The sequence below is a fragment of the Myxococcota bacterium genome (genome assembly GCA_041389495.1).
Taxonomy (GTDB): domain Bacteria; phylum Myxococcota_A; class UBA9160; order UBA9160; family UBA4427; genus JAWKRT01.
Genome location: JAWKRT010000001.1, coordinates 402,063 through 423,186 on the forward strand (window position 1 = coordinate 402,063; position 21,124 = coordinate 423,186).

At 74.3% G+C, this 21,124-nt stretch carries 18 protein-coding genes, 1 tRNA gene and 3 pseudogenes; 9 read left to right on the forward strand and 13 right to left on the reverse strand.

Annotated features, from left to right (window positions below):
• The first annotated feature begins 21 nt into the window (after window positions 1-21).
• Window positions 22-1,167 carry a cytochrome P450 gene (locus R3E88_01810; protein MEZ4215187.1) on the forward strand — a complete coding sequence of 382 codons (1,146 nt, stop codon included), beginning with the start codon at window positions 22-24 and terminating at the stop codon, window positions 1,165-1,167.
• A 21-nt stretch (window positions 1,168-1,188) separates the two neighbouring features.
• Here R3E88_01810 and R3E88_01815 read toward each other — a convergent pair whose 3' ends face one another.
• Window positions 1,189-2,640, reverse strand: coding sequence for an FAD-dependent oxidoreductase (locus R3E88_01815; GenBank protein MEZ4215188.1), 1,452 nt, complete (start codon window positions 2,638-2,640; stop codon window positions 1,189-1,191).
• A gap of 229 nt (window positions 2,641-2,869) precedes the next feature.
• Between R3E88_01815 and R3E88_01820 the strand changes: the two genes are divergently transcribed.
• The 3 genes and pseudogenes from R3E88_01820 to R3E88_01830 all read left to right on the forward strand — a co-directional run bounded on the left by R3E88_01820 (window position 2,870) and on the right by R3E88_01830 (window position 4,485).
• Complete coding sequence (locus R3E88_01820) at window positions 2,870-3,316, forward strand: SRPBCC family protein (GenBank protein MEZ4215189.1); 447 nt, start codon at window positions 2,870-2,872, stop codon at window positions 3,314-3,316.
• 103 nt (window positions 3,317-3,419) lie between these two features.
• Window positions 3,420-3,664 (forward strand): annotated as a pseudogene (locus R3E88_01825) (hypothetical protein).
• A gap of 113 nt (window positions 3,665-3,777) precedes the next feature.
• On the forward strand, window positions 3,778-4,485 hold the full coding sequence (locus R3E88_01830) for an SIMPL domain-containing protein (protein ID MEZ4215190.1): 708 nt from the start codon (window positions 3,778-3,780) through the stop codon (window positions 4,483-4,485).
• A gap of 25 nt (window positions 4,486-4,510) precedes the next feature.
• Here R3E88_01830 and R3E88_01835 read toward each other — a convergent pair whose 3' ends face one another.
• The 5 genes from R3E88_01835 to R3E88_01855 all read right to left on the reverse strand — a co-directional run bounded on the left by R3E88_01835 (window position 4,511) and on the right by R3E88_01855 (window position 9,732).
• Entirely contained in the window at window positions 4,511-6,139 is a 1,629-nt protein-coding gene (locus R3E88_01835; protein ID MEZ4215191.1) for a histidine kinase N-terminal 7TM domain-containing protein, read from the reverse strand.
• Between the two features lie 43 nt (window positions 6,140-6,182).
• The gene (locus R3E88_01840; protein MEZ4215192.1) at window positions 6,183-7,241 is read right to left on the reverse strand and encodes a hypothetical protein; all 1,059 of its coding nucleotides are present in this window, start codon (window positions 7,239-7,241) and stop codon (window positions 6,183-6,185) included.
• Between the two features lie 163 nt (window positions 7,242-7,404).
• Window positions 7,405-8,274, reverse strand: a complete 870-nt coding sequence (locus R3E88_01845; GenBank protein ID MEZ4215193.1) for a DUF3604 domain-containing protein — start codon at window positions 8,272-8,274, stop codon at window positions 7,405-7,407.
• A complete protein-coding gene (locus R3E88_01850; GenBank protein MEZ4215194.1) occupies window positions 8,274-9,155 on the reverse strand; it encodes a DUF3604 domain-containing protein in 882 nt (293 codons plus the stop codon). The genes R3E88_01845 and R3E88_01850 overlap by 1 nt, the downstream gene beginning before the upstream one ends.
• Before the next feature lie 64 nt (window positions 9,156-9,219).
• Window positions 9,220-9,732: a TetR/AcrR family transcriptional regulator gene (locus tag R3E88_01855; protein ID MEZ4215195.1), complete on the reverse strand. Its 513-nt coding sequence runs from the start codon at window positions 9,730-9,732 to the stop codon at window positions 9,220-9,222.
• Between the two features lie 457 nt (window positions 9,733-10,189).
• Here R3E88_01855 and R3E88_01860 point away from each other — a divergent pair, with 457 nt between their 5' ends.
• Entirely contained in the window at window positions 10,190-10,930 is a 741-nt protein-coding gene (locus R3E88_01860) for a hypothetical protein (protein ID MEZ4215196.1), read from the forward strand.
• A gap of 106 nt (window positions 10,931-11,036) precedes the next feature.
• On the opposite strand, the gene R3E88_01865 is transcribed toward R3E88_01860, so the two are convergent.
• Window positions 11,037-11,693, reverse strand: a complete 657-nt coding sequence (locus R3E88_01865) for a citrate/2-methylcitrate synthase (protein MEZ4215197.1) — start codon at window positions 11,691-11,693, stop codon at window positions 11,037-11,039.
• Window positions 11,694-11,793: 100 nt separating this feature from the next.
• Window positions 11,794-12,174, reverse strand: a pseudogene (locus R3E88_01870) (citrate/2-methylcitrate synthase).
• A gap of 241 nt (window positions 12,175-12,415) precedes the next feature.
• Here R3E88_01870 and R3E88_01875 point away from each other — a divergent pair.
• From R3E88_01875 to R3E88_01885, 3 genes and pseudogenes are all read left to right on the forward strand, one after another.
• Window positions 12,416-13,688: pseudogene (locus tag R3E88_01875) on the forward strand (citrate synthase).
• Between the two features lie 101 nt (window positions 13,689-13,789).
• Window positions 13,790-14,842: a TIGR03857 family LLM class F420-dependent oxidoreductase gene (locus R3E88_01880; GenBank protein ID MEZ4215198.1), complete on the forward strand. Its 1,053-nt coding sequence runs from the start codon at window positions 13,790-13,792 to the stop codon at window positions 14,840-14,842.
• A 145-nt stretch (window positions 14,843-14,987) separates the two neighbouring features.
• Window positions 14,988-15,064: transfer RNA gene (locus R3E88_01885), tRNA-Arg, on the forward strand.
• A gap of 93 nt (window positions 15,065-15,157) precedes the next feature.
• Here R3E88_01885 and R3E88_01890 read toward each other — a convergent pair.
• The 4 genes from R3E88_01890 to R3E88_01905 form a co-directional block, all read right to left on the reverse strand.
• The gene (locus tag R3E88_01890) at window positions 15,158-16,363 is read right to left on the reverse strand and encodes a beta-propeller fold lactonase family protein (GenBank protein ID MEZ4215199.1); all 1,206 of its coding nucleotides are present in this window, start codon (window positions 16,361-16,363) and stop codon (window positions 15,158-15,160) included.
• A 355-nt stretch (window positions 16,364-16,718) separates the two neighbouring features.
• Window positions 16,719-17,360, reverse strand: a complete 642-nt coding sequence (locus R3E88_01895) for a hypothetical protein (GenBank protein ID MEZ4215200.1) — start codon at window positions 17,358-17,360, stop codon at window positions 16,719-16,721.
• 34 nt (window positions 17,361-17,394) lie between these two features.
• Complete coding sequence (locus R3E88_01900; protein MEZ4215201.1) at window positions 17,395-18,429, reverse strand: zinc-binding dehydrogenase; 1,035 nt, start codon at window positions 18,427-18,429, stop codon at window positions 17,395-17,397.
• A 19-nt stretch (window positions 18,430-18,448) separates the two neighbouring features.
• On the reverse strand, window positions 18,449-19,243 hold the full coding sequence (locus R3E88_01905; GenBank protein ID MEZ4215202.1) for an SDR family NAD(P)-dependent oxidoreductase: 795 nt from the start codon (window positions 19,241-19,243) through the stop codon (window positions 18,449-18,451).
• A gap of 91 nt (window positions 19,244-19,334) precedes the next feature.
• Between R3E88_01905 and R3E88_01910 the strand changes: the two genes are divergently transcribed.
• Complete coding sequence (locus R3E88_01910; protein MEZ4215203.1) at window positions 19,335-19,946, forward strand: TetR/AcrR family transcriptional regulator; 612 nt, start codon at window positions 19,335-19,337, stop codon at window positions 19,944-19,946.
• Between the two features lie 103 nt (window positions 19,947-20,049).
• Here the strand turns inward: R3E88_01910 and R3E88_01915 are convergent, their stop codons facing one another.
• Window positions 20,050-21,081, reverse strand: a complete 1,032-nt coding sequence (locus R3E88_01915) for a hypothetical protein (GenBank protein MEZ4215204.1) — start codon at window positions 21,079-21,081, stop codon at window positions 20,050-20,052.
• Window positions 21,082-21,124: the final 43 nt, after the last annotated feature.

Below are 21,124 nucleotides of genomic sequence, written 5' to 3' on the forward strand. Positions count from 1 at the left end.
CGGCTCGGGGAGAACCGCGGCATGACGGCATCCGAGATCGTCTACGACCCTGCGAGCGAGGCGTTCGCCGACCGCGCGCTCGACGTCTACCGCGCGCTGCGCGACCGCGAGCCGCTCCACTGGTCGCCCTACCGCAAGTCGTGGGTCGTCTCGCGCTACGACGACGTGCGCGCGCTGGCCGCCGACCACGAGACGTTCTCGTCCGAACGCACGTCGATCAGCCTCGGGCTCCTGCCGCAGATCCAGCAGATGGACCCGCCGCGCCACGACGAGCTGCGCAACCTGCTCTGGAGGGCGTTCACGCCGAACCGCGTCGCGGCGCTCGAGCCGCGCGTGCGCGAGCTCGCGCGCGGGCTCGTCGACGGCTTCGCGCGCGACGGCCGGTGCGACCTGCTGCACGAGTTCGCGTCGCAGCTCCCGAGCCTCGTGATCGGCGAGCTGATCGGCATTCCCCCCGAGCGACGTCGCGCGTTCCTCGGCTGGACCGAGGCGCTCATCACCGCGAACCCCGGCAAGAGCTGGGACACGAATCCGTTCCAGGAGATCTACCAGGAGTTCGCGAAGCTCCTCGAGCTGCGGCGCAGCGAGCGGCGCGACGACCTGATGAGCGCGCTGATCGACATCGAGGTCGAGGGCGAGCAGCTCTCGCAGGAGGAGCTGCTCGGCTTCTGCTTCCTGCTCGTCGTCGGCGGCAACGACACGACCACGAACCTGATCGCGAACGCGGCCGTGCTGCTCGCGCGCCACCCCGAGCAGCGCGCCGAGCTCGTCGCCGACCCGTCGCTGATTCCCGAGGCGGTCGAGGAGGCGCTCCGCTGCGAGGCGCCGACGCAGGCGCTGCCGCGCCTCGCGACGCGCGACGTCGAGCTGCACGGCACGCGCATTCGCGCGGGCGAGGAGGTGTCGCTCCTCTGGGGCTCGGCCAACCACGACGAGCGCCGCTTCCCCGACCCCGATCGCTTCGACGTCCACCGCGCCGACAAGCGCCATCTCGCGCTCGGCCACGGCATCCACTTCTGCATGGGCGCGCACCTCGCGCGCCTCGAAGGGCGCGTCGCGCTCGAGGAGCTGCTCGCGCGCATGCCGCACTACGCGCTCGCCGACGAGCCGCGCTGGCAGGCGAGCCCGTGGGCGCGCGCGTACGCGGCGGTGCCGATCCGGTTCTGAGGACGGCGAGCGCGCCGCGCGTCAGCCGCGACGCGCGGCGGCGTGCCGGCCCGCGGCGCGGCCGAAGAACGTGCCGTCGCCGAGCGACATGCCGCTGCTGTAGCCCTGCTTGGCGACGCCGCTCGTCGTGCGCCCGGCGGCGTAGAGCCCCGGGATCGGCTCGCCCGACGCGCGCAGCACGCGCGCGTTCGCGTCGATGCGGAGCCCGCCTAGCGTGAAGGCCGCGTAGATCTCGGTGTCCACCGAGAGGTCGATCGCCGCGAAGGGCGGCTCGACGATCGGCGTCACGTAGCCGTTGCCCTTGCGGAAGAGCGGGTCCTCGCCGCGCGCGGCGTGCTCGTTGTAGTAGGCGACCGTCTGCTGGAGCACGCCGTCGGGCAGGCCGAGCTCGCCCTCGAGCTCGGCGATCGTCTCGGCGACGGCGGCGATCTCGATCGGGAAGAACGCCGGCCGCTCGAAGTGCGCGTCGTCGACGACGAGCCAGGCGCGGCCTTCCTGGTGGAAGAGCACGGTCTCGCCCGCGCGCCCGAAGTAGACGTCCTCGTTCAGGAAGCGCTGGCCGTGGCGGTTGACGAAGATGCCGTGGCGCAGCGAGTTCGGCGGGAACACGACGAGCGAGACGTCGCCGGCTTCCATGCGGATCGCCTCTCCGCCGGCCGCGAGCCCGAGCCGGATGCCGAGCCCGTCGTCCGTCTCGGTGCCCGTCTTCTGCCTGCAGCGGCGGAGCAACGGCGCGTGGCGCGCGAGCATCGCGTCGTCGAAGATGAAGCCGCCCGCGGCGAGCACGACGCCGCGCCGCGCGCGGATCGTCTCCGTGCCCTCGAGCGAGCGGACGACGGCGCCGACGACGGCGCCGTCGCGCGCCAGCACGAGCGCGTCGCAGCGGCGTTGACAGGCGGCGCGCGCGCCGGCCGCGCCCGCCGCCTCGACGAGCTTGCGCATCAGCAGCGCGCCCTTGCCGCGCACCGCGCGCGGCGCGTGCCCGCGCGGCGCGGGCCGCGCGATCTCGCAGAATGGATGCACGTGCTCGGAGCCCGAGTAGACGAGCCCCTCGTCCGATGTGAACGGCTCGTGCGCGCCCGCGAAGAAGCTCTCGCGAAACGGGACGCCGCGCGCCGCGATCCAGTCGAAGTGCGCGGCGCTGCCCTCGCAGTAGGGCGCGACGAGCGCCTCGTCCGGGTCGGGGCCGCAGGCGGCCATCATGTAGCGGAACATGTTCTCGGCCGAGTCCTCGTAGCCGAGCGCGCGCTGCAGCGCCGTGCCGCCGCCGAGGTAGAGGAAGCCGCCCGACTGCGCGGACGTGCCGCCCGGGCCGCCCGCGCGGTCGACGACGAGCACGTCCGCCCCCGCCTCCGCCGCCTCGATCGCCGCGCACGCGCCCGCGCAGCCGAAGCCCACGACGAGGACGTCGACGGTCGCGTCCCACTGGCGCACGTCGCGCTCGTCGACGCGCAGAAGCTCCGGCTCGCTCACGCTCGATTCCCTCCCCGCGGTTCCGCGCGCGCTCGTCCGCGTCGTCCGGCCCGCCGCCGCTGACTACCGCATCCGGGGCCACGACGTCGACCCGCGCCCGCGCGCGTCGGCGCGTCCTGCGCCCGCGCCGCCGCCGCGGGCGTATGCTCTGCGCGCCGTCCCCACGCTCGATGCGCGCGCTTCCGACGCCGCGCGCGCAGCCCGCGCGACTTCCCACAGGAGGAGAGACATGTCCGGCCAGACCGTGCGCCTGCACCGCGTGCTCACGACGAAGCCCGAGAAGGTCTACCGCGCGTTCCTCGAGCCCGACGCGCTCGCCCGCTGGCTGCCACCGAACGGCTTCACGTGCCGCGTCCACTCGCACGAGGCGAAGGTCGGCGGCAGCTACCGGATGTCGTTCACGAACTTCACGACCGGCAAGGAGGAGGCGTTCGGCGGCACCTATCGCGAGCTCGTTCCGAACGAGCGGATCGTCTACACCGACGCCTTCGACGACCCCGGCCTCCCGGGCGAGATGCGCGTCACCGTGACGCTCGCGCCGGTCTCCGTCGGCACCGAGGTGGCGATCGTGCAGGAGGGCATCCCCGACGTGATCCCGCTGCACGGCTGCTACCTGGGCTGGCAGGAGTCGCTGCTCAACCTCGCGCGGCTCGTCGAGCCCGAGATCGAGGCCTAGCGTCCAGCTTCGAGCGGGGGAGCCGGTGAGCGCGTCGATCCGAATCGGCCACATCCTCGTGCACAGCCGCGACGAGCGGGCATGGGCTCGCTTCCTCTCGGAGATGCGCGGGCTCCCGGAGCCCGCGGCCTTCGGCCACTTCGCCGTCGTCGTTGCCGTCGTCGCGCTCGCGCACGGCGCCTCGCTCGACCTCCTCGACGCGGGCGACTCGACTTCCAGCCCCGGCACTACGCGTTCCTCGTGGACGAGGCGGACTTCGACCGCGTGAAGGCGCGCCTCGACGACCCCGACGGCCACCTGCTCGAGGTGCACACGCGCCCCTACGGAAGCGGCGGACCGACCGCCTAGCGATCGCGGTCCTTGGCCGTGCGGCGAACCGACGCGGCGCGCGCGGCGACCAACCCGTCGCCCGTCCGTCCCACGGCCCCGCCCGCTCCCTCCCCTGCCACACCGGAGATCGCATGAACGTCCTTCCCGCCCTCCTCCTCGCCCTCGCCATCGCCGGCGGCACGACCGCCGGCGGCTACTTCGTCGGCAAGGGCTTCACCGACGCGCGCGCGCTCGAGCGCACGGTCTCCGTGAAGGGGCTGTCGGAGCGCGACGTCCCGGCGGACGTCGCGATCTGGCCGCTCCAGCTCTCGGTCGCGGACAACGACCTCGCCGCGCTCGTCGCGACGGTCGCGCGCCAGCGCGACACCGTGGTCGCGTTCCTCGAGGCGCGCGGCTTCGACGACGGCGAGATCACGGTCGGGGCGCCCGCGATCACGGACAAGCAGGCGCAGAGCTACGGGAACGACGACGCCCGCTTCCGCTATCTCGCGCAGCAGGTCCTCACCGTCTACACCCCGAAGATCGACGCGGTGCGCGCGGCGAAGCGCGACCTTCTCGAGCTCGGCGAGGCCGGGATCGTCTTCTCGCAGGAGAGCTACGACCTGCGCACGCAGTTCCTGTTCCAGGGGCTCAACGCGATCAAGCCGGAGATGATCGAGGAGGCGACGCGCAACGCGCGCACGGTCGCGGAGAAGTTCGCGGCCGATTCCGAGAGCCGGCTCGGCAAGATCAAGTCGGCCTCGCAGGGCCAGTTCTCGATCGAGGACCGCGACAGCAACAACCCGCACGTGAAGCGCGTGCGCGTCGTCTCGACGCTCGAGTACTACCTGGCCGACTGACGCCGGCGCGCCGCGGGCGCCGATGCTAGGCGCGCGGGAGCGAGAGGCGCAGACGCGTGCCGCCGCCCTCGCGCGGGGCGGCCTCGATGTGGCCGCCGTTCTGGCGCGCGAGCTGCCAGCAGAGCGAGAGGCCGAGCCCGACGCCGCGGCCCGGCGACTTCGTCGTGTAGAACGGGTCGAAGAGGCGCGCCGGGTCGACGTCGCCGAGGCCCGCGCCGCGATCCTCGACGTCGATCACGACGCTGTCGCGATCGGCCGCGACGCGCACGTCGACGGGGCGCCCCTCGACGTCCGCCTCGAGCGCGTTCGAGACCAGGTGCAGCAGGATCTGCAGCAGGTCCTCCATGCGCACGGCCGCGTGGACGGGCGACGTCGGCACGTCGGCGCGGATGCGCTGCGGATCCTTGCCGAGGCCGAGCAGGTCGATGGCGCGCCGCGCGATCGCCTGCACGTGCGTGCGCGCCGCGTCGCCTTCCTCGCGCGGCACGGCCGCGAGCTTGTTCATCCGCCGCACGATCTCCGCGACGCGCTCGCTCTCGGTCGCGACGACCTCGATCAGCGCGTCGAGCTCGGCGGCTTCGGCCGGGTCGCGCAGGCCGAGCATGCGCGCGCGGTCGCCGAGGAACTCGGCGGCGATGCCGATCGACGTGATCGGGTTGTTGATCTCGTGCGACAGGCCCTGCGCGAGCAGCCCGAGCGCCTCGACGCGCGTCGCGACGTCGGCGCGCCGCTCGGCTTCGTAGGCCGTGCGGCGGTCCGTCACGACGACGCCCTGTCCGACGACGAGGCCGCGCCGCTCGAGCGGGAAGCGGCGCACGTCGAAGCCGGGATCGAGCGCGAAGGGCGCGAGCAGCTCGCCGAGGTCGCGCTCGGTGCGCGCGCCGTCGAGGCCGAGCAGCGCGCGACCGGTGCGGTTGACCTCGAGCACGCGGCCGCGGTGGTCGGCGACGAGCACGGCGGCGTCGAGCTGGTCCATCAGCTCGGAGCGCGCGAGCCCGGCGAGGAAGGGCGCGCCGACGAGGTCGAGCACGCCCCACCGCAGCACGACCGCCGTGACGGCCATCGCGAGCGGCGTCGGGTCGCGCGGCGGCACGTCGAGGCCGACGTACAGCCAGTTGACGACGAGCGGGAACGCGATCGCCGCGAACACGATCCACCCGGTGGCGCGTCGCTGCGCGCGGACGCGCGCGGCCGCGGTCGCGAACAGCAGGAGGCCGACGGCGAGCGTCGTCCACTGCACGGCGCCGTGGACGAAGAAGAGCGGTCCGCGCGTCGGGCCGGCCGGATCGCCGGCGATGAACGACTCGGGGTGCGGGCCGTAGAGCGATGCGTACAGCACGAGCTCGACGCCGCCGGCGGCGAGCGCGGCCGCCGCGCCCGCGCGTCGCGCGCTCGGGCCGTGCAGGCGCGCCGCCGTCCAGAGCAGCACGGGGCCGAGCGCGCACACGCCCGCGAACAGGATGCGGCGCGCCGCGAGCGCCTCGCCCGGAGAGCCGGCCTGGTGCAGCAGCAGCTCGCCGCCGCTCCAGAGCGCGGCGCTCACGGCGAGCACGGGAACCGAGGCGAGGTCGCGCCAGAGGCGACGAGCGACGGTCTCGATCGCGATGCCGACGCACACGCTCGTCGCGAGCAGGAGCCCGAGATCCCAGGCCAAGGCGTGCCTCCATCGAGCCGTGCGCGCGGCGCGGGGCAAACTATCAACGGCTGCGCCGGCGGTCTAGGATGCAGATGGGATCGAGCCGGGGGCGAGTGCGCCGCGCGCGGAGGTGTGCGCGGACGCGCTCCCTCGAACCGAGGTACGGAACGATGCGCGCACGACGCGTGCAGCTCGGCCTGGCGGCGCTCGCCGTCGCGGCGACTTCCGGATGCGCGCAGCTCGACCGCGACGGCGGCGAGGTGCGCGCGTCCGCGGACGCTTCGCGAACGACGGCCGGCTGCGCGGCGCTCGCGTCCCCGGCCTGCACACGATCGACGTCGCGCAGGGCGGCGTCGACCGGTCGTTCCAGCTCTGGGTGCCGGCCGGCTACGACGGCGCGGCCGTGCCGCTGCTCTTCTGGCTCCACGGCTCGGGGACGTCCGGCGAGCAGGCGATGGCGACCCCCGGCGCGGACGGGCGTCCGATGTTCCCCGCCGACGCCGACGAGCACGGCTATGCCGTCGCCACGCCGACCGGCGCCGTGCCCTTCGCGCCGGCTCCGGGCATCGCGGGCTTCGCGTGGAACGTCCCGGGCGTTCCGCTCGTCGGCACCGCCGTCCACCCGCCGCCCGATGCGCTCGACGACGTCGCGTTCGTCGCGCTCGCGATCGACGCGATTGCGGAGACCGTCTGCATCGACGAGGCGCGCATCTACGCCGCGGGCGCGTCGGGGGGCGGGCGCATGGCGTCGCAGCTCGGCTGCGACCTCGCCGACCGCATCGCCGCGATCGCGCCGGTGATGGGCGTGCGCGCTCCGCGCGCGAGCGACGCGCCGCCGGAGTCGGTCGAGTGCCGCCCGTCGCGCGCCGTGCCGGTCGTCGCGATCCACGGCCGGCTCGACCCGGTCAACGTCTTCGCGGACGACGACGAGCGGCTCGTCGCCGGCTCGTCGTGGACCTACGGCGTGCCGGAGGCGATGCGCCGCTGGGCCGCGCTCGACGGCTGCGCCGTCGACGCGCCGCGCCGCACCCGCGTTTCCCCGCACGTCGAGCGCGTCGAGTACCCGGGCTGCCGCGACGGCGCGAGCGTCGTGCTGTACGACGTCGCCGACGGCGGTCACACGCTCCCGGGCGCCGCGCCCATCCCGCGCTCGCGGCGCGGATCGGCCCGACCGACGGCGAGCTCGACGCGGCCGACGCGATCTGGGAGTTCGTCTCGCGCCACCGACTCGCGGGAGGAGAGGGCGACGTCGATCGCGCGCCGCGCCCGAGCGCGAGCCGTCGTTAGTTCGACGCGGTCTTCGCTCCCGGCGGCGAGTACCAGATGGGCGACGACCAGGCGCGCTCCTGGATCGTCTCGGGGTAGCCCTTCGTCGGCGGGAGGCCCGCTTCCTTCGCGAGCAGCGTCGACCAGCGCGGCGTCGGGAGCTCGACGACGCGCACGTAGTAGAGCGCGGGCCGGGCGGCGTCGAAGCCCGGGTCCTGCCACACGACCTCGAGGCTCGGCGCGCCGTCCTTCGCGACCTTCGCGTCGTAGACCTGCTCGGCCGGACCGTCCTCGCCGAGCCACACCTTCACGACCTGGACGCGCTCGAGCTTCGCGCCGCGCGGGTCCTGCAGCGCGAGCACGGCGATGCGCGGAGCGGCGCCGTCCTCCGCGCTCCGCGCGGGCAGCGTGGCGCCCATCGGCACGCCGCCCGCCTGCGCCGCCTCGCGCCAGCCCGGCTTCTGCACGAGATCGGCGGGATAGTCCCAGCCGCCGAAGACGCGCAGCGCGATGCGCGTGCCCGAGGTGGCGAACGTCTCCTTGCGGCGGAGCGCGTCGTAGAGCGCTTCGCGCGTGTTCTCGGGAGCCCAGATGCCGGCGAGCCCGCCGCTTCCCGTCGCGATCAGCGGGATGACGGGGTTCGGGTCCTCCGTCTGCGCGAGCAGCACCTTCACCGCCTCGACGGGCAGCTCGCCCATCATCCCCGGCCCGCGGTACGTCGACTCGCGCGTGTCGGCGAGGCCCGTGTGCAGGTCGGTCGCGCCGACGACGCCGAACGCGAACGGGTTCTCGCCGGTCGCCTTCGCGATCGCGAGCCCGCGGCCCCACGCCTCGCGGAAATAGCTTCCGCTCGGCTCGCCCCGCCGCATGCCGCCCGTCGCGCCCATCAGCGACTCGAAGATCTCGAAGCTCGCGAGCTCGTCGGGCGGAGAGGAGGGTGCGTCTCGGACTGGCCCTTGCTCTGGTAGATCTCGCCGATCGGCTCGTTCGCCGCGCGGCGCCTCGCATAACGAGCGTCGATCGGCTTGCCGTCCGAGTCGCGGGGCGCGTACATGAGGCCGTTGCTGACGTCGGCGTTGTGCGGGATGGCGAGCGCCTCGATGCCGCGCGCGCGGTTCTCCTCGAGCCACGTCCAGAGGTCCTCGGGGCGCAGCGAGTCGATCGAGCTGAAGGGCAGGGGCGCCTCGTTGCCGCGGAAGATCACGTTGCGGTGGAGGTTCTGGCCGTCGGGCGTCGCGCTCCACTCGTAGGCGAGGAAGGTCGTGAACACGCCGGGCTGGTAGTAGCGGTCGACCGCCTGCTTCTCCGCCTTCCACGCACCCGCGATGATGGGCTTCACGTCGACGCCCGGGATCGGATCGCTCGACTTGAAGAGGCGCTCGACCTGCGAGATCGGCGCGTGCTTGCCGGCGCGGAGCGTGCGGCTCATCTCGGTCGCGGCGAGCGGCCCCTCGTCGTCGTACAGCGCGCGGCCGACGCCCATCTGCTCGGCGTGGTCGGTGACGGCGATGAAGTCGAGCGGCTCGTCGCGCCGGAGCATCTGCCCGGCGTACTCGACGGCCTCGCCGCGCGCGAAGCGGTAGGCGTCGTCGAGCCCGGTGCGCGCGCCGCTCAGGAAGACGGCGTCCGTCGAGTAGGACGTGTGGAGGTGGAGATCGCCGTAGTAGACGTTGAGATCGCCGTCGCCGGCCGCGGCCGGCCCGGCGAGGGCGAGTGCGGACGCGACGGCGGCGAGCCGCGCGAGCACGCGCGTGCGGTGCGAGGTCATCGGAGGGTCCTCCAGGGATCTCGGATCTCGGGGATGCGAGTGCGATCCGCGCGCAGCGCGCGCGTCACGGCGCGGTGCCGGCGCCGTAGATCTCGGCGAGCAGCAGGAGCTCCGGGTCGTCGAGCGCCCGCTCGCGGCTCAGGAAGCCGAGCAGGCTCGAGAGGAAGACCGACGCCACGCTCTTGGCGCCGACGTCGCGGCGGATCACGCCCCGCTCCTGCGCGGCGGCGACGAGCCGCGCGATGCCCTCGATGTGCGGGTGCCCGTCGGGCATCGGCGGCTGCGCGGCCGCGACCTGCCAGATCTCCTGGCGCAGCTCGGGCGCGTCGCTCGGCTCGAGGTAGTGGGCCTCGATCAGGGCCCGGAAGAAGTCGCGGGCGGTCGCGATCGACTCGGTCGGGAGGTCCGCGAGGCGCCGGCGCACGCGCTCGGCCAGCCGCCGCGACGCCTCGAGCAGCACGGCCTGCTTGTTCTCGAAGTGCGTGTAGAACGTTCCGTAGGCCACGCCGGCCACGCGCGTGATGTCGCCGACCTGCGCGGGCCCGACGCCCACCCGGACGAACTCGTCGAGCGCCACCTCGTAGAGGCGCTCGCGCGTCCGCAGCCGGCGGCGCTCCCGCGGCGTCGCGGGCTTCTCGAGGGGGCCGTGAGCATGGGCCGGCGCAGGCTAGGTGATAATTATCAGTGACGCCAATCGCGGTCGGCGTGCGGTGCGGGCCGCTTCCTGCGAACGCGATCGCAAGCTGTGCCCGCGCGCCCTCTCCCCGGCGCGCTCGGCCCGCCGTCCCGAGTCTCCCCGAGCCGACGCCGCGGCCCATGCCCGGAACTGGTCATGACAAAACTCATTGACAGATATCATGCACTCGGAGAGGGTGGTGGGCACGACCCGCTCGCGAGGCCACCGTGCCCGGCTCGCGCGCGCTCGCGGAAGGTGTCCTCCGGCGGCCTGCGCCCGCCCGGCGGCCCACCTCCGAGGCAACGAAGTCGGGCACCGTACGCATCGCATCGCTCCACCTCGAAAGGAGACCTCCGTCATGGGGCTTCGACATCTCACGCTCACGATCGCGTTCGTCGCCGCTGCCGCTCTCGCCCTTCCCGCCTCCGCCGTCATCAAGGTCTACGACGCGACTCCGCCGCACGGCACGCCGGGCGACGAGCTCGCCTACGCGGTGACGCTGTGCCCGACCATCCGCGTGAACCCGGGCCAGCAGCAGGGCAGCTTCACGCTGAACGACAACGGCGGTGGAACCGTCACGATCGCGGACTGGAACCAGCAGCGCGTCGTGCTGACCAACATCTCGACTGCGCAGCTCACGCCCGTGTTCGGCCCCGGCTCGTTCGTGTTCGTCGACTCCAAGAACACGCTCAAGACGACACTCGGCCAGACGGCGTCCGGCAGCACGGCGGCCGGCGGGAGCGTCGACTGGGGCGTGCTCGGCGGCTGGACGAGCACCGGCCTCGCGTTCTGCATCGCGAGCCCGCAGACGATCTGCACGTCGGGCGCGCAGATCCCGCACGGCCAGACCGTTCCCGTGCCGCCGATCAACTCGCCGACGTACGACCTCGGCACCTGGACGTTCGACTCGAACGGGAACTTCCAGGCCGCATCGGCCTACATCTGGGGCACGTTCAACGGCGGCGTCTCGAACACCCAGTCGCTGCTGCGCGGCTCGTTCGTGGGCGGCGGCGTTCCCGCGATTCCCCTCTTCGGTGTCGGCGCCCTCGCCGTCGGGCTCGCGGTCACTGGCGCGCGCTCCGCGCTGCGCAGGAAGTAACGCGCGAGCGAATCGGGCACCGCACCCGGGGCCGCTCGGCGAAGGCCGAGCGGCCCCTTCTCGTTCGCGCTCCCGACGTCGCCTGCGCGCGGCGCGCGCGCGCTCGTCAGGCCGCCTCGGCGGGCACGCTCCCGACGTAGCGCACGTCCGGGCGGATCAGGCGGCCGCGCTCGCGCTCCTCGTCGACGTGCGCGAGCCAGCCCGCGACGCGCGCCGCGGCGAAGACCGCCGTGAACGCGTCGCGCGGGAAGCCGAGCGCGTCGAGCAGCACGGCCGTGTAGAACTCGACGTTCGCGTCGAGCCCGCGCGCCGGGTAGCGCTCGCGCAGCACGCGCACGGCGACGCGCTCGACGGCGCGCGCGAGCGCGAGGTAGCGGCCGCCGCCCTCGCTCGCCTCGAGCGCGGCGATCGCGCGCTCGAGCACCGCCGCGCGCGGGTCGCGCACGCGGTACACGCGATGGCCGAGCCCCATGATGCGCCGCCCCGCGTCGAGCTCCGCGCGCAGCCACGCCTCCGCGGCGCCGGGCTCGCCGATGGCGTCCAGCATGTCGAGCACGGGCCCCGGCGCGCCGCCGTGCAGCGGGCCCTTGAGCGCGCCGAGCGCGGCGACGACCGCCGACACGGCGTCCGAGCCCGTCGATGCGACGACGCGCGCGGCGAACGTCGACGCGTTCATGCCGTGCTCGGCGACCGTCACGAGATAGGCGTCGAGCGCGGCGGCGCTCGCCGCGCTCGGCGCGCGGCCGTGCGCGCAGCGGAGCAGGTCGGCCGCGTGGCCGAGCGACGGGTCGGGTGCGACGGGCGCGCCGCGCGCGCAGGCGCACCCACGCGGCCGCGAAGACGCCGACCGCGGCCGTGATCGCGACGCGCAGCGACGCGTCGCTCTCGCCGCGCTCCGCGCGCAGCCAGGCGGTGGCGCCGCGCAGCGCCTCCATCGCGTCGTCGGTCGCGAGCGCGCGCTCGACCTCCGGGAGTCGCGCGAACGCGCGCGCGCGCGCCGCGCCGAGCTCGCGGCAGAGCGCCTCGCGGGCCGCGGCGTCGGGCAGCGCGCCCGTCCACAGCAGCGCCGCCGCGTCCTCGAACGAGAGCGCGCCCGCGAGCGCCTCGACGTCGTGGCCGCGCACGACGAGGCGCCCGCGCTCGCCGTCGACGAGCGAGAGCCGCGTCTCGGCGACGACGACGCCGTCGAGGCCGGGGCGGACGGGGGCAGGGGCGGAGCGGGCGGTCGGGGCGAAGTCGGTCATCGGTCGTCTCCTCGGCGGCGTCGGGTCGCCGCGGCTTGCGCGCGCGCCGGAGATTCGGTCGAATCGGAGCGTTCGTAAATCTTGATCAAGTAATCAATGTGAGCGTCGGCTCCGGCGCAGGCGCGCCCTGCGCGCGCAGCGCGCGCCCCGGCGGAAGCGCGCGGCGCGCGCCCCGGCGAAGCGCGCGGCGCGCGCCCCGGCGGAGGCGCGGCGCGCCCGGACGCGGCGCGGAGGAGGCGGAATGGCGGCGCGATCCAGCGCGCGGGACGAGCTCACGGCGGCGCAGGCCGCGAAGCTGCTCGGGGTGAAGGTCGCGACGCTCTACGCGTACGTGAGCCGCGGCCTGCTGCGCTCCGTCGCGCACGACGGCGCGCACCGCGAGCGGCGCTACCTGCGCAGCGACGTCGAGGGCCTGCGCGCGCGTCAGCGGGGCGCGTCCGCGGCGCGCGCGCTCGCGTGGGGCGAGCCCGTGCTCGACTCGGCGATCACGGCGATGACGCCGCGCGGGCCCGCCTATCGAGGCCACGTCGCCGTCGACCTCGCCGCGCGCGGCGTCGCGTTCGAGGCCGCGAGCGAGCTGCTGTGGACGGGCGCGTTGCCCGCGGGCCCGGTGCGCTGGGCCGTGCCGGACGACGCGCCCGACTTCCGCGCGCTCGCGCGCCTCCTCCCGCGCGACGCGAGCCGCACGAGCGCCGCGATCGCCGTCGTCGCGCTCGCCGCCGCGAGCGATCGCCACCGCCACGACCGGCGCGGCGACGCCGTGCTCGCGCGCGCACGCCGCCTCGCGCGGCTGCTCGCGTGCGCGCTCGCGCTGCCCGCGCACCGGATCGCGCCCGCGCCGCGTGGGCGGCGCGCGGCATCGCCCGCGCCGTGCTCGTCGCGTGCGGCCGGCGCCCGACGGCGCGCACGGTCGCGGCCGTGGATCGCTGGCTCGTGCTCGCCGCCGACCACGAGCTCAACGCGTCGACCTTCGCGGCGCGCGTCGCGGCGTCGACGCGCGCCGATCCGTACGCGTCGGTGCTCGCCGGGCTCGCGGCGTTCTCGGGCGCGTGGCACGGCTCGGCGTCCGACGGCGTCGAGGCCGTCGTCGCGAGATGGCGCGCCCGTCCGAGGCCGCGCGCGTCGTGCGCGAGCGCACGCGGCGCGACGAGCGCATCCCCGGCTTCGGGCACGGCTACTACGGCGCCGCGGCCGACCCGCGCGCGCTCGTGCTGCTCGCGGACGCCATCGCCCTCGCGCCGCGCGCGAACGAGGTGCGCTGCGTGCGCGCGCTCGTCGACGCGATGGACGAGGCGGGCCTCCCGAAGCCGAACCTCGACGCGACGATGGTCGCGCTGCGCGCCGCGCTCGGGCTCCCCGTCGGCGCCGCGGCCGGTGTCTTCGCGGTCGCGCGCAGCGCGGGCTGGACGGCGCACGTGCTCGAGCAGTACGCGACCGACCGGCTGCTGCGCCGCGCGCGCGCTACGTCGGCGAGGCGCCGGAGGGCACGGGCTTCGTCGTGGGGCCGGCCGTGAGCGAGACGCGCGACGCGAGCGCGTGAAAGCGCGCGCACACGCGGCCGCGCCGGTGCAGACTGCGCGCACGAAGACCACTCTCGCACTCCGACGGAGCCCGCATGCCGCGCGACACCGCCTTCCCCGAGCTCGACTGCTACATCCTGCCCGGCCACACGCAGACGCCGGCCGACGCGATCGCCGAGGCGCGCGCCGCCGAGGCCGCGGGGCTCGGGCGCGTGTGGCTCTCCGAACGCTTCGACGTGAAGGAGGCCGGCGCCGTCTGCGGCGCAGCGCTCGCCGTCACCGAGCGCATCCGCGTCGCGACCGCCGCGACCAACCTCCACACGCGTCACCCGCTCCTGCTCGCGACGCTCGGCAGCACGCTGCACCACCTGTCGGGCGGCCGCTTCGAGCTCGGGCTCGCGCGCGGCGTCGGTGTGCGCGACCAGATGATGGGCCTCGAGCACGTCTCGAACGCGAAGCTCGCCGACGGCGTGCGCATCCTTCGCGCGCTCTGGAAGGGCGAGAAGGTCGCCGGCTACGACGGCGCGCTCGGCCGGCTTCCCTATCTGTCGATGGGCGACTGGATGGACGCCTCGATCCCCGTCCACTTCGTCGGGTTCGGCCCGCGCAGCCTGCGCATGGCGGGCGCGCACTTCGATGGCGTCCACCTCCACACGTTCATCACGCACGCGGGCCTGCGCCGCGCGAGGGCACTCGTCCAGGAGGGCGCGGAGGCCGCGGGCCGCGACCCCGACGCCGTGAAGATCACGACCGTCTGCGCCACCGCCGTCGACCCGAGTCGCGAGGCCTTCCTGCGCAAGTTCGTCGCGCGCATGGCCACCTACATGCAGGCGCCCGGCTATGCCGAGCACCTCGTCGCGCTCAACGGCTGGGATCCGGAGGTGCTCGCCGCCTTCCGCGCCTCCGACGCCGTGCGCGCCGTGCCCGGCGGCATCGACAGCGTCGCGACGCTCGAGCAGCTCGAGGCCATCGCACCGCTCATCCCGTCCGAGTGGCTCCCCGCCGCCACCGGCTCACCCGAGGACTGCGCCCGCTACTGGCGCGCCGAGCTCGAGCACGGCGCCGACTCCGTCTGCATCCACGGCTCGACCGCCCGCGAGTTCGCCCCCGCGCTCGACGCCTACGCGAAGCTCCGCGACGCCGGCTGAGCCCCGCGCCACACCCCATTCTTTGTGCATCCCGGCGCACTTGACGCCCGTCGCCGTGCGCTAGACTGCGCGCCCCGCGGAGGCCCGGCGTCGCCCGACGCCCGGAACCTCCACCGAGGCCCGCCCACGGGCCTCCAGGGCATGGGCGCCCGTAGCTCAGATGGATAGAGCATCAGCTTGCGGAGCTGAGGGTCGCACGTTCGAGTCGTGCCGGGCGCGCCACGCATCTCCTGCTGGTCCGAGTCTCGAACGCACGTCGTCCGCGCGAAGCCGAGCTTCGACGTGCCGGCCCGTCGAGCCGTCGCTCGCCGCTTGCTAGGCGGTCGCGCGGCTTCCCGGGCGTCGGCGCGAGCGCGCGCCGAGATTCCAGATGGCGACGCCTGCGATGCCGGCGAAGCCGATGAGCCAGGCGGCTGCGGTGAGGTCGGGCACGGCCGGTGCCGCGGCCGGCGCCGGAAGCACGACGATGCTGTTCGTCTGGTTGCTCGCGAGATAGAGGACGCCGCCGGAGACGGCGGCACTGTAGATCTGCGAGGCGCCGATGCTCTCCTGTGGAATCGAGGCGGACAGAAAGAGTGCGCCGGTCGCGGGGTCGCGCTCGTAGAACGCGACGTGCTCGAGGCACGAGGCCACGAGCCCGGAGCCATCGGCGAGCATCAGCAGCTCGTTCACGTGGGCGCACTGGCTCAGGTCGACGTAGGCGGTCTGGAAGCTCAGCTGTCCGGTCGCCGGGCTGCGCGTGAAATGGGTGACCGCGTGGTCGTTCACGCTGCCGGCGTAGACGTCGAAGCCATCCGGGCTGATCGCGATCGACTCCACTCCGTTCAGTCCGTCGATGCCGCCGATCCCGTCCTCGTACTGCGCGGCGAATGCGAGCGCGCCGCCCGATTGCCGCGTCACGGCCTCGAGGTAGATGTCGTGCGCGATGTAGAGATGCGCGCCGTCCGGGCTCACCGCCACCGCGAAGCCGCGGCCGAAGGTGTCGTCGATCAGGTCGTACTGGTCGATCAACGAGATGGAGCCACCGAAGCCGCGCGCGAGTGCGACGGCGTAGCCGTTCGAGACGGTGTAGACGTGCTCGCCGTCGGGGCTCACCACCACCTCGTTGATGGAGGTGAAGGCGCTGCAGCACGGCGGGTTCGGCACCTCGTTGACCAGCGCGAGTGCGCCGGTCGCCGGGTTGCGGCTGAACGACGCGGTCGCGAACTCGTTGTACGCGGCGACGTAGACGTTGGCGCCGTCGGGGCTCACCTGGAGATAGCGCGCGTTCCGCAGGCCGTCGGACGGGCCTCCCACCCAGTCGTCCTTCAACGCCTGCACGAACGTGAGCAGGCCCGTGGGGCCGATGGCGAAGACCGAGACGGCGGAGTCCGTGTCCGCCGCCGCGTAGAGGTGTGCGCCGTCGGGACTGATGGCGATGTGCTTCACGCCGGCGAGGCCATCGACGCCGCCGACGCCGTCGGTGACGGTCTGCAGGACCTGCGCATGGGCCGCGCGGGACGCGAGCGCGACCGCCGCCACCAACACCGCGATGCAGCGCCGCCCGCAGCGCACACGCGCGGCGCGTTCGGCATCGGGACGCGAACGAGTGATGCCTGGGCGCCGCTCCGCCCGCAGCACGGACAGTTCCATCGCGATCTCCCACGAACGCAGCAGTGCCACCGCGCTGTCACCACGCGATACCAGGACGTGCGTGACCGGGTCGTGACCGGAGGGTGCCGGTCGGCCGCGCTGCGAGCGGAACGCGGCTCCGAGCGATGCGCCCGCTCGCGGCCTCGACGCTGTGCGAAGTGACGCTCGGAGCAGACCTCGTCGCGAGTCGCTCGCCGAGGAGGTGCCGGGGGCACGGCCCCGGCGCCCGTCGCGGCGCGCCGGGCTAGGTCGCGCGCCGATCCCAGAAGACGACCTCGCGCGTGATCACGGCGACGTCGGCGGCGGCGACGAGCCCCGCGTTCCCCGCGCCGAGCGCGCTCGTCAGCGCGTCGACGCTCGATGCGGCGAGCTCGACGATGGCGCCGTACGGCAGCGTGTCCGCCTGCGGCCCGAACGGGCCGGCGTCGCGGCGGCGATTCACGACGATGCGGTGGAGCGCGCCGGACGCGAGGGCGAGCGCTGCGGCCGCGCGCGCGCTCACCTCGTCCGCGAAGAACAGATACGCGGCGATGCCGCCGAACTCGCCGTCGAGCAGGCGCTCCTCGTCCACCCACAGCGCGGTCGTCGGGATCGGCGCCGAGAACGTCTCGAGCTCGTCCTGCGCCATCGTCTTCGCGCCCGCGATGTCGTCGGGTGTCATCGCGGCGAACGCGTCGTCGCGCACCGCGAAGATCGCGATCGCGTCGAACGCCTCGGACGTGCCGGCGACGGGCGTCGGGCGGAGCGGCTCGGCCTGGACGTAGGCGAGCGCATGGCGCCAGAACGAGCCCTCCATGCCGCGCGCACCGTGCATGCGCCAGCGCCGGACGAAGTCGTCGAATGCAAAGCCGGGCTTGCGCTTCGCGAGGTAGACGAGCTTCAGCACGTGGGCGCCCTCCTGTGGGTCGAGTCGCGCGCGCTCACGGGCGCGACGGGTCGACGACGGTGCGGATCGGCGACGCCGGGTCGGACATCCGCGCGAGCGCGTCCGCGACGCCGGAGAGCCCGATGCCCTCGCCCAGCCAGGGCCGCAGGTCGACCGCGCCGGAGACGATCGCATCGCGCGCGGCGATCATGTCGGCCGGCGTCTCGCCGCCCGCGAAGTGCACGCGCAGTCGCTTCTCCTGCGCCGTCGGCACGTAGACCTCCTCCGGCTCGAGGCAGTACCCGCCCATCACGATGCGCCCGCCCGGGGCGATCGCGTCGACGATCGCGCCGAGGATGCCGGGCTTCCCGACACACTCGTACACGATGTTAGGGGCGCGCTCGCCGAGATCCTTGCGGCGCGCGTACGGCGACTCGTCGCGCGGGTCGAGCGCGACGTCGGCGCCCATCGCGAGCGCGAGCTCGCGGCGGCGCGGGTCGAAGTCGCTCGCGACGATCGGCGCGATGCCCTGCAGGCGCAGCCCCGCGATCACGCCGAGGCCGATCGCGCCGCAGCCGACGACGAGCGGCACGTCGCCCTCGCGCGCTTCGCCCGCGCGCGCGTGCTCGATGCCGACCGCGAGCGGCTCGACGAGCGAAGCGAGATCGAGGTCGACGTCGCGCGGCAGCTCGAGCAGGAAGCTCTCGTCGAGCAGCATGTACTCGCCGTAGCCGCCCGGGCAGTCGGGGTAGTAGCCGACGATGCCGAAGCCGCCCTTCGTGCGGATGCCGGGGATCGCCGTGACGAGCGCGCCGACGGGAAGCGGGCGACTGCTTCCCGGACCGTAGTCGAGGATCTCGCCGACGTACTCGTGGCCCATCACGATCGGCCGAGCGAGGTCGATGCCGCCGTACGCGCCGCCGTTCCTGCGCGAGCGCTCGACGATGGTCGGCCCCGAGATCAGGAAGTGCGCGTCCGAGGCGCACAGCGCGCAGCGATGCGTGCGCACGAGCACCTGGTGTTCGGCGGGCGTCGGGTCGGAGAGCTCGCCGACCGCGATGCGGCCGTTCTCGAGGATCGCGGCTCTCATTGCGTACCTCGTCGCTCGCTCAGCTCTGCGCCGCGCGATGCGCCGCGCTCGCGTGCTCCGTGAGGAGCTCGGAGGCCTGGCGGCGCGGCAGTGTCGCGAGCGGCGACGGCCCCCGCGGATCGGGCATGCCGATGCTCCAGGTCGGCCCGTCGGCGAGGTGGTCGAGCCCTTCGCGCACCACGTCTTCGGCCTTCGCGATGTCGGGGAAGGTGCCGCCGCGCTTCGCCAGCATCGCGCGCAGCGAAGGCGTGTCCGTCGCACCCAGCACGAGCGCGAGCACGTCGACGCCGTGCGGCCGCCACTCCGCCCACAGCGCTTCGGCGAGGATCAGATCGAACGACTTCGTGGCGCCGTACGCCGCGATGTAGCCGGCTCCGACCCACGCCGCGGCGGACGACACGAGCACGACGCCGCCGCGTCCGCGCGCGACGAGCCGCTTCCCGAAGTGGTGGCACGTGTCGACCACCGTCGCGCAGTTGCGCGCGACGAGCGAGCGGAGGTCGGTGAGCGGCTGCTCGAGAAAGGGAAGGCTGTGCGGGTCCGCGCCGGCGTTGTAGACGACGAGCCCGACGTCGAGGTCTTCGGTCGCGGCGGCGAGCACTGCTCCCGCATCGGGCGTGGCGAGGTCGAGCACGACCACGCGCGCTTCGGTGGGCAAACGAGCGGCGAGGTCTTCGAGCAGTGCGCGCCGGCGCGCGACCAGGACGACGTTCACGCCGCGCGCAGCCAGCTGCTCCGCGAACGCGGCGCCCGTCCCGTCGGAGGCGCCCGCGACGACGGCCCACGGCCCGTAGCGCTTCTGGAAGTCGTTCACGGAATCGGCCCTCCTGCGCACGCCTGCACGGGATCGCGCTCATATACAGGACGCTATTTCCTGTAATGGAAGCGGAGCGTACCATGGGCGCATGACGCTGGATGCGACGATCTCCGCCCCGGGCCGCCCCCGCGACGCGCGCATCGACGACCGGGTGCTCCAGGCGACGCGCGCGGTGCTCGCCGCCCGCGGCTTCGATGGCGCGACCGTGCAGGCGATCGCGTCGCGCGCGCGCGTACACACGTCCGCGATCTATCGCCGCTGGCCCTCGCGCATCGAGATCATCGAGCAGGCGGTCTTCCCCGGCCTGTCGGCGGCCGACGTGCGGCCGACCGGCAACCTCCCGCGCGACCTTCGGCGATTCGTACGCAGCTATCTCGCGGCGCTCGGCGAGCCGGCGGTGCGCGCTGCCATGCCGCACCTGCTCGCGCTGTATCAAGGCGGGCGCGAGGCGCCGAACGGCGCATGGCTCGGTGTCTCGGCGCGGCCGGGCTTCGTCGCCATCCTCGCGGCCGCGCAGCCGGGAACCCTCGACGCGGCGGTCGACCCCGACGACGTCTTCGACGTGTTGCTGGGGGCCATGCTCGCGCGCGTGCTCGTGCCGACCGTCGCGCGGCGCGAGCGGCCGGCCAAGCGGCTCGTCGAGCTGGTGCTCCGGCTGCTCCGCCCGTGCGATGGCTCCGCAACCAGAGCCGCTACCTAGCGAGCGATGGCACCTGCGTGTGGCGGTGCTGCGACGCCGATCCATCGAGGTCCGCAACCTCGACGATCCCGTGCCGGGAACCGACGGTCGCCCGACGCGCTCGTCATCGGGTGCGGGGCGATCGGGCTCTCGTCATGGCACTCCACCGTCGCGTCGCTCGCCGCATCGCGCGCCTCCCGCGCAGTGCCGCCGCCCCGACGCCCGCGACGCCCGCGAGGCCGAGCGCGAGCGCCGGGGCGGGCAGGGCGGGCACGGGGCGTCCGATGCCGCTCGCGTCGTAGGTCGCGCCGGAGGCGGCGACGACGTCGAACGTCGCGACGGGACCGCCGGGCCCCGTCACGGCGAGCCCGGTCAGCGTGGCCGTGAAGCTCGACGCGGGGTGCGACGTGAGCGTCGGGTCCGCGTAGGCGAAGAGCCCGATCTCGAACGCGAGGGGCGTGCCGAACGTGAACGCGATCGGGAGCGTCGGCACCTCGCCGCTGCCGCTCATGCTGCCGTTCGCGAGCGAGAAGCCCCCGAGACCGGTTCCGTCGCTCGAGAAGAGGGTCGGCAGCGAGCCCGGGCCCGTCGCCTGCGACAGGAGCACGTTGCGCGTGATGCCGCCTGCGGGGTCCCAGTTGCGGACGTAGACACCGGCGCCGCCGACGCCGTCGGTCGAGAGCGCGCCCGAGATCGTGATGCGCGCGACGAGCGTGCCGGGCGTGCCGGGCGCGATGCCGGGGCTCGAGATCGTGAGCTCGTCGCGCGCGAGTGCGAGGCCCTCGCTGCCGCTCACGTTGATTCCGCTCGAGCCGCCCGCGTAGCTCGACTGCGCGCTCGCGCCGAGCGCGCCGAAGCGCGCCTGTGCCTGCGCGTCACCGCTGTACGAGTTCGAGCCCCAGGCCGTCGTGAGGGACCGCTCGTCGGAGAGCGCGGGCCCCGCGGACGTGAGCCAGTCGTAGTCGCCGTCGACGCCGCACGCGGTCGACCCCGGCACCGGGACGAGGACGCCCACCGATCCGAAGAACGCGTGCACGGGAGCCGGGGGCGCGAACAGCGTGCACCCCGTGCCGATCGAGTCGCCGCCCTCGGCCAGGACGAGCGTCTCGATCAGGGGCGCCGCGCCGGCGATTCCAGGCGCTCCACCGAAACCCAATAACGTCGAGACGAGCGCGATCCCGCGAAGGAAGGAGGCTGCA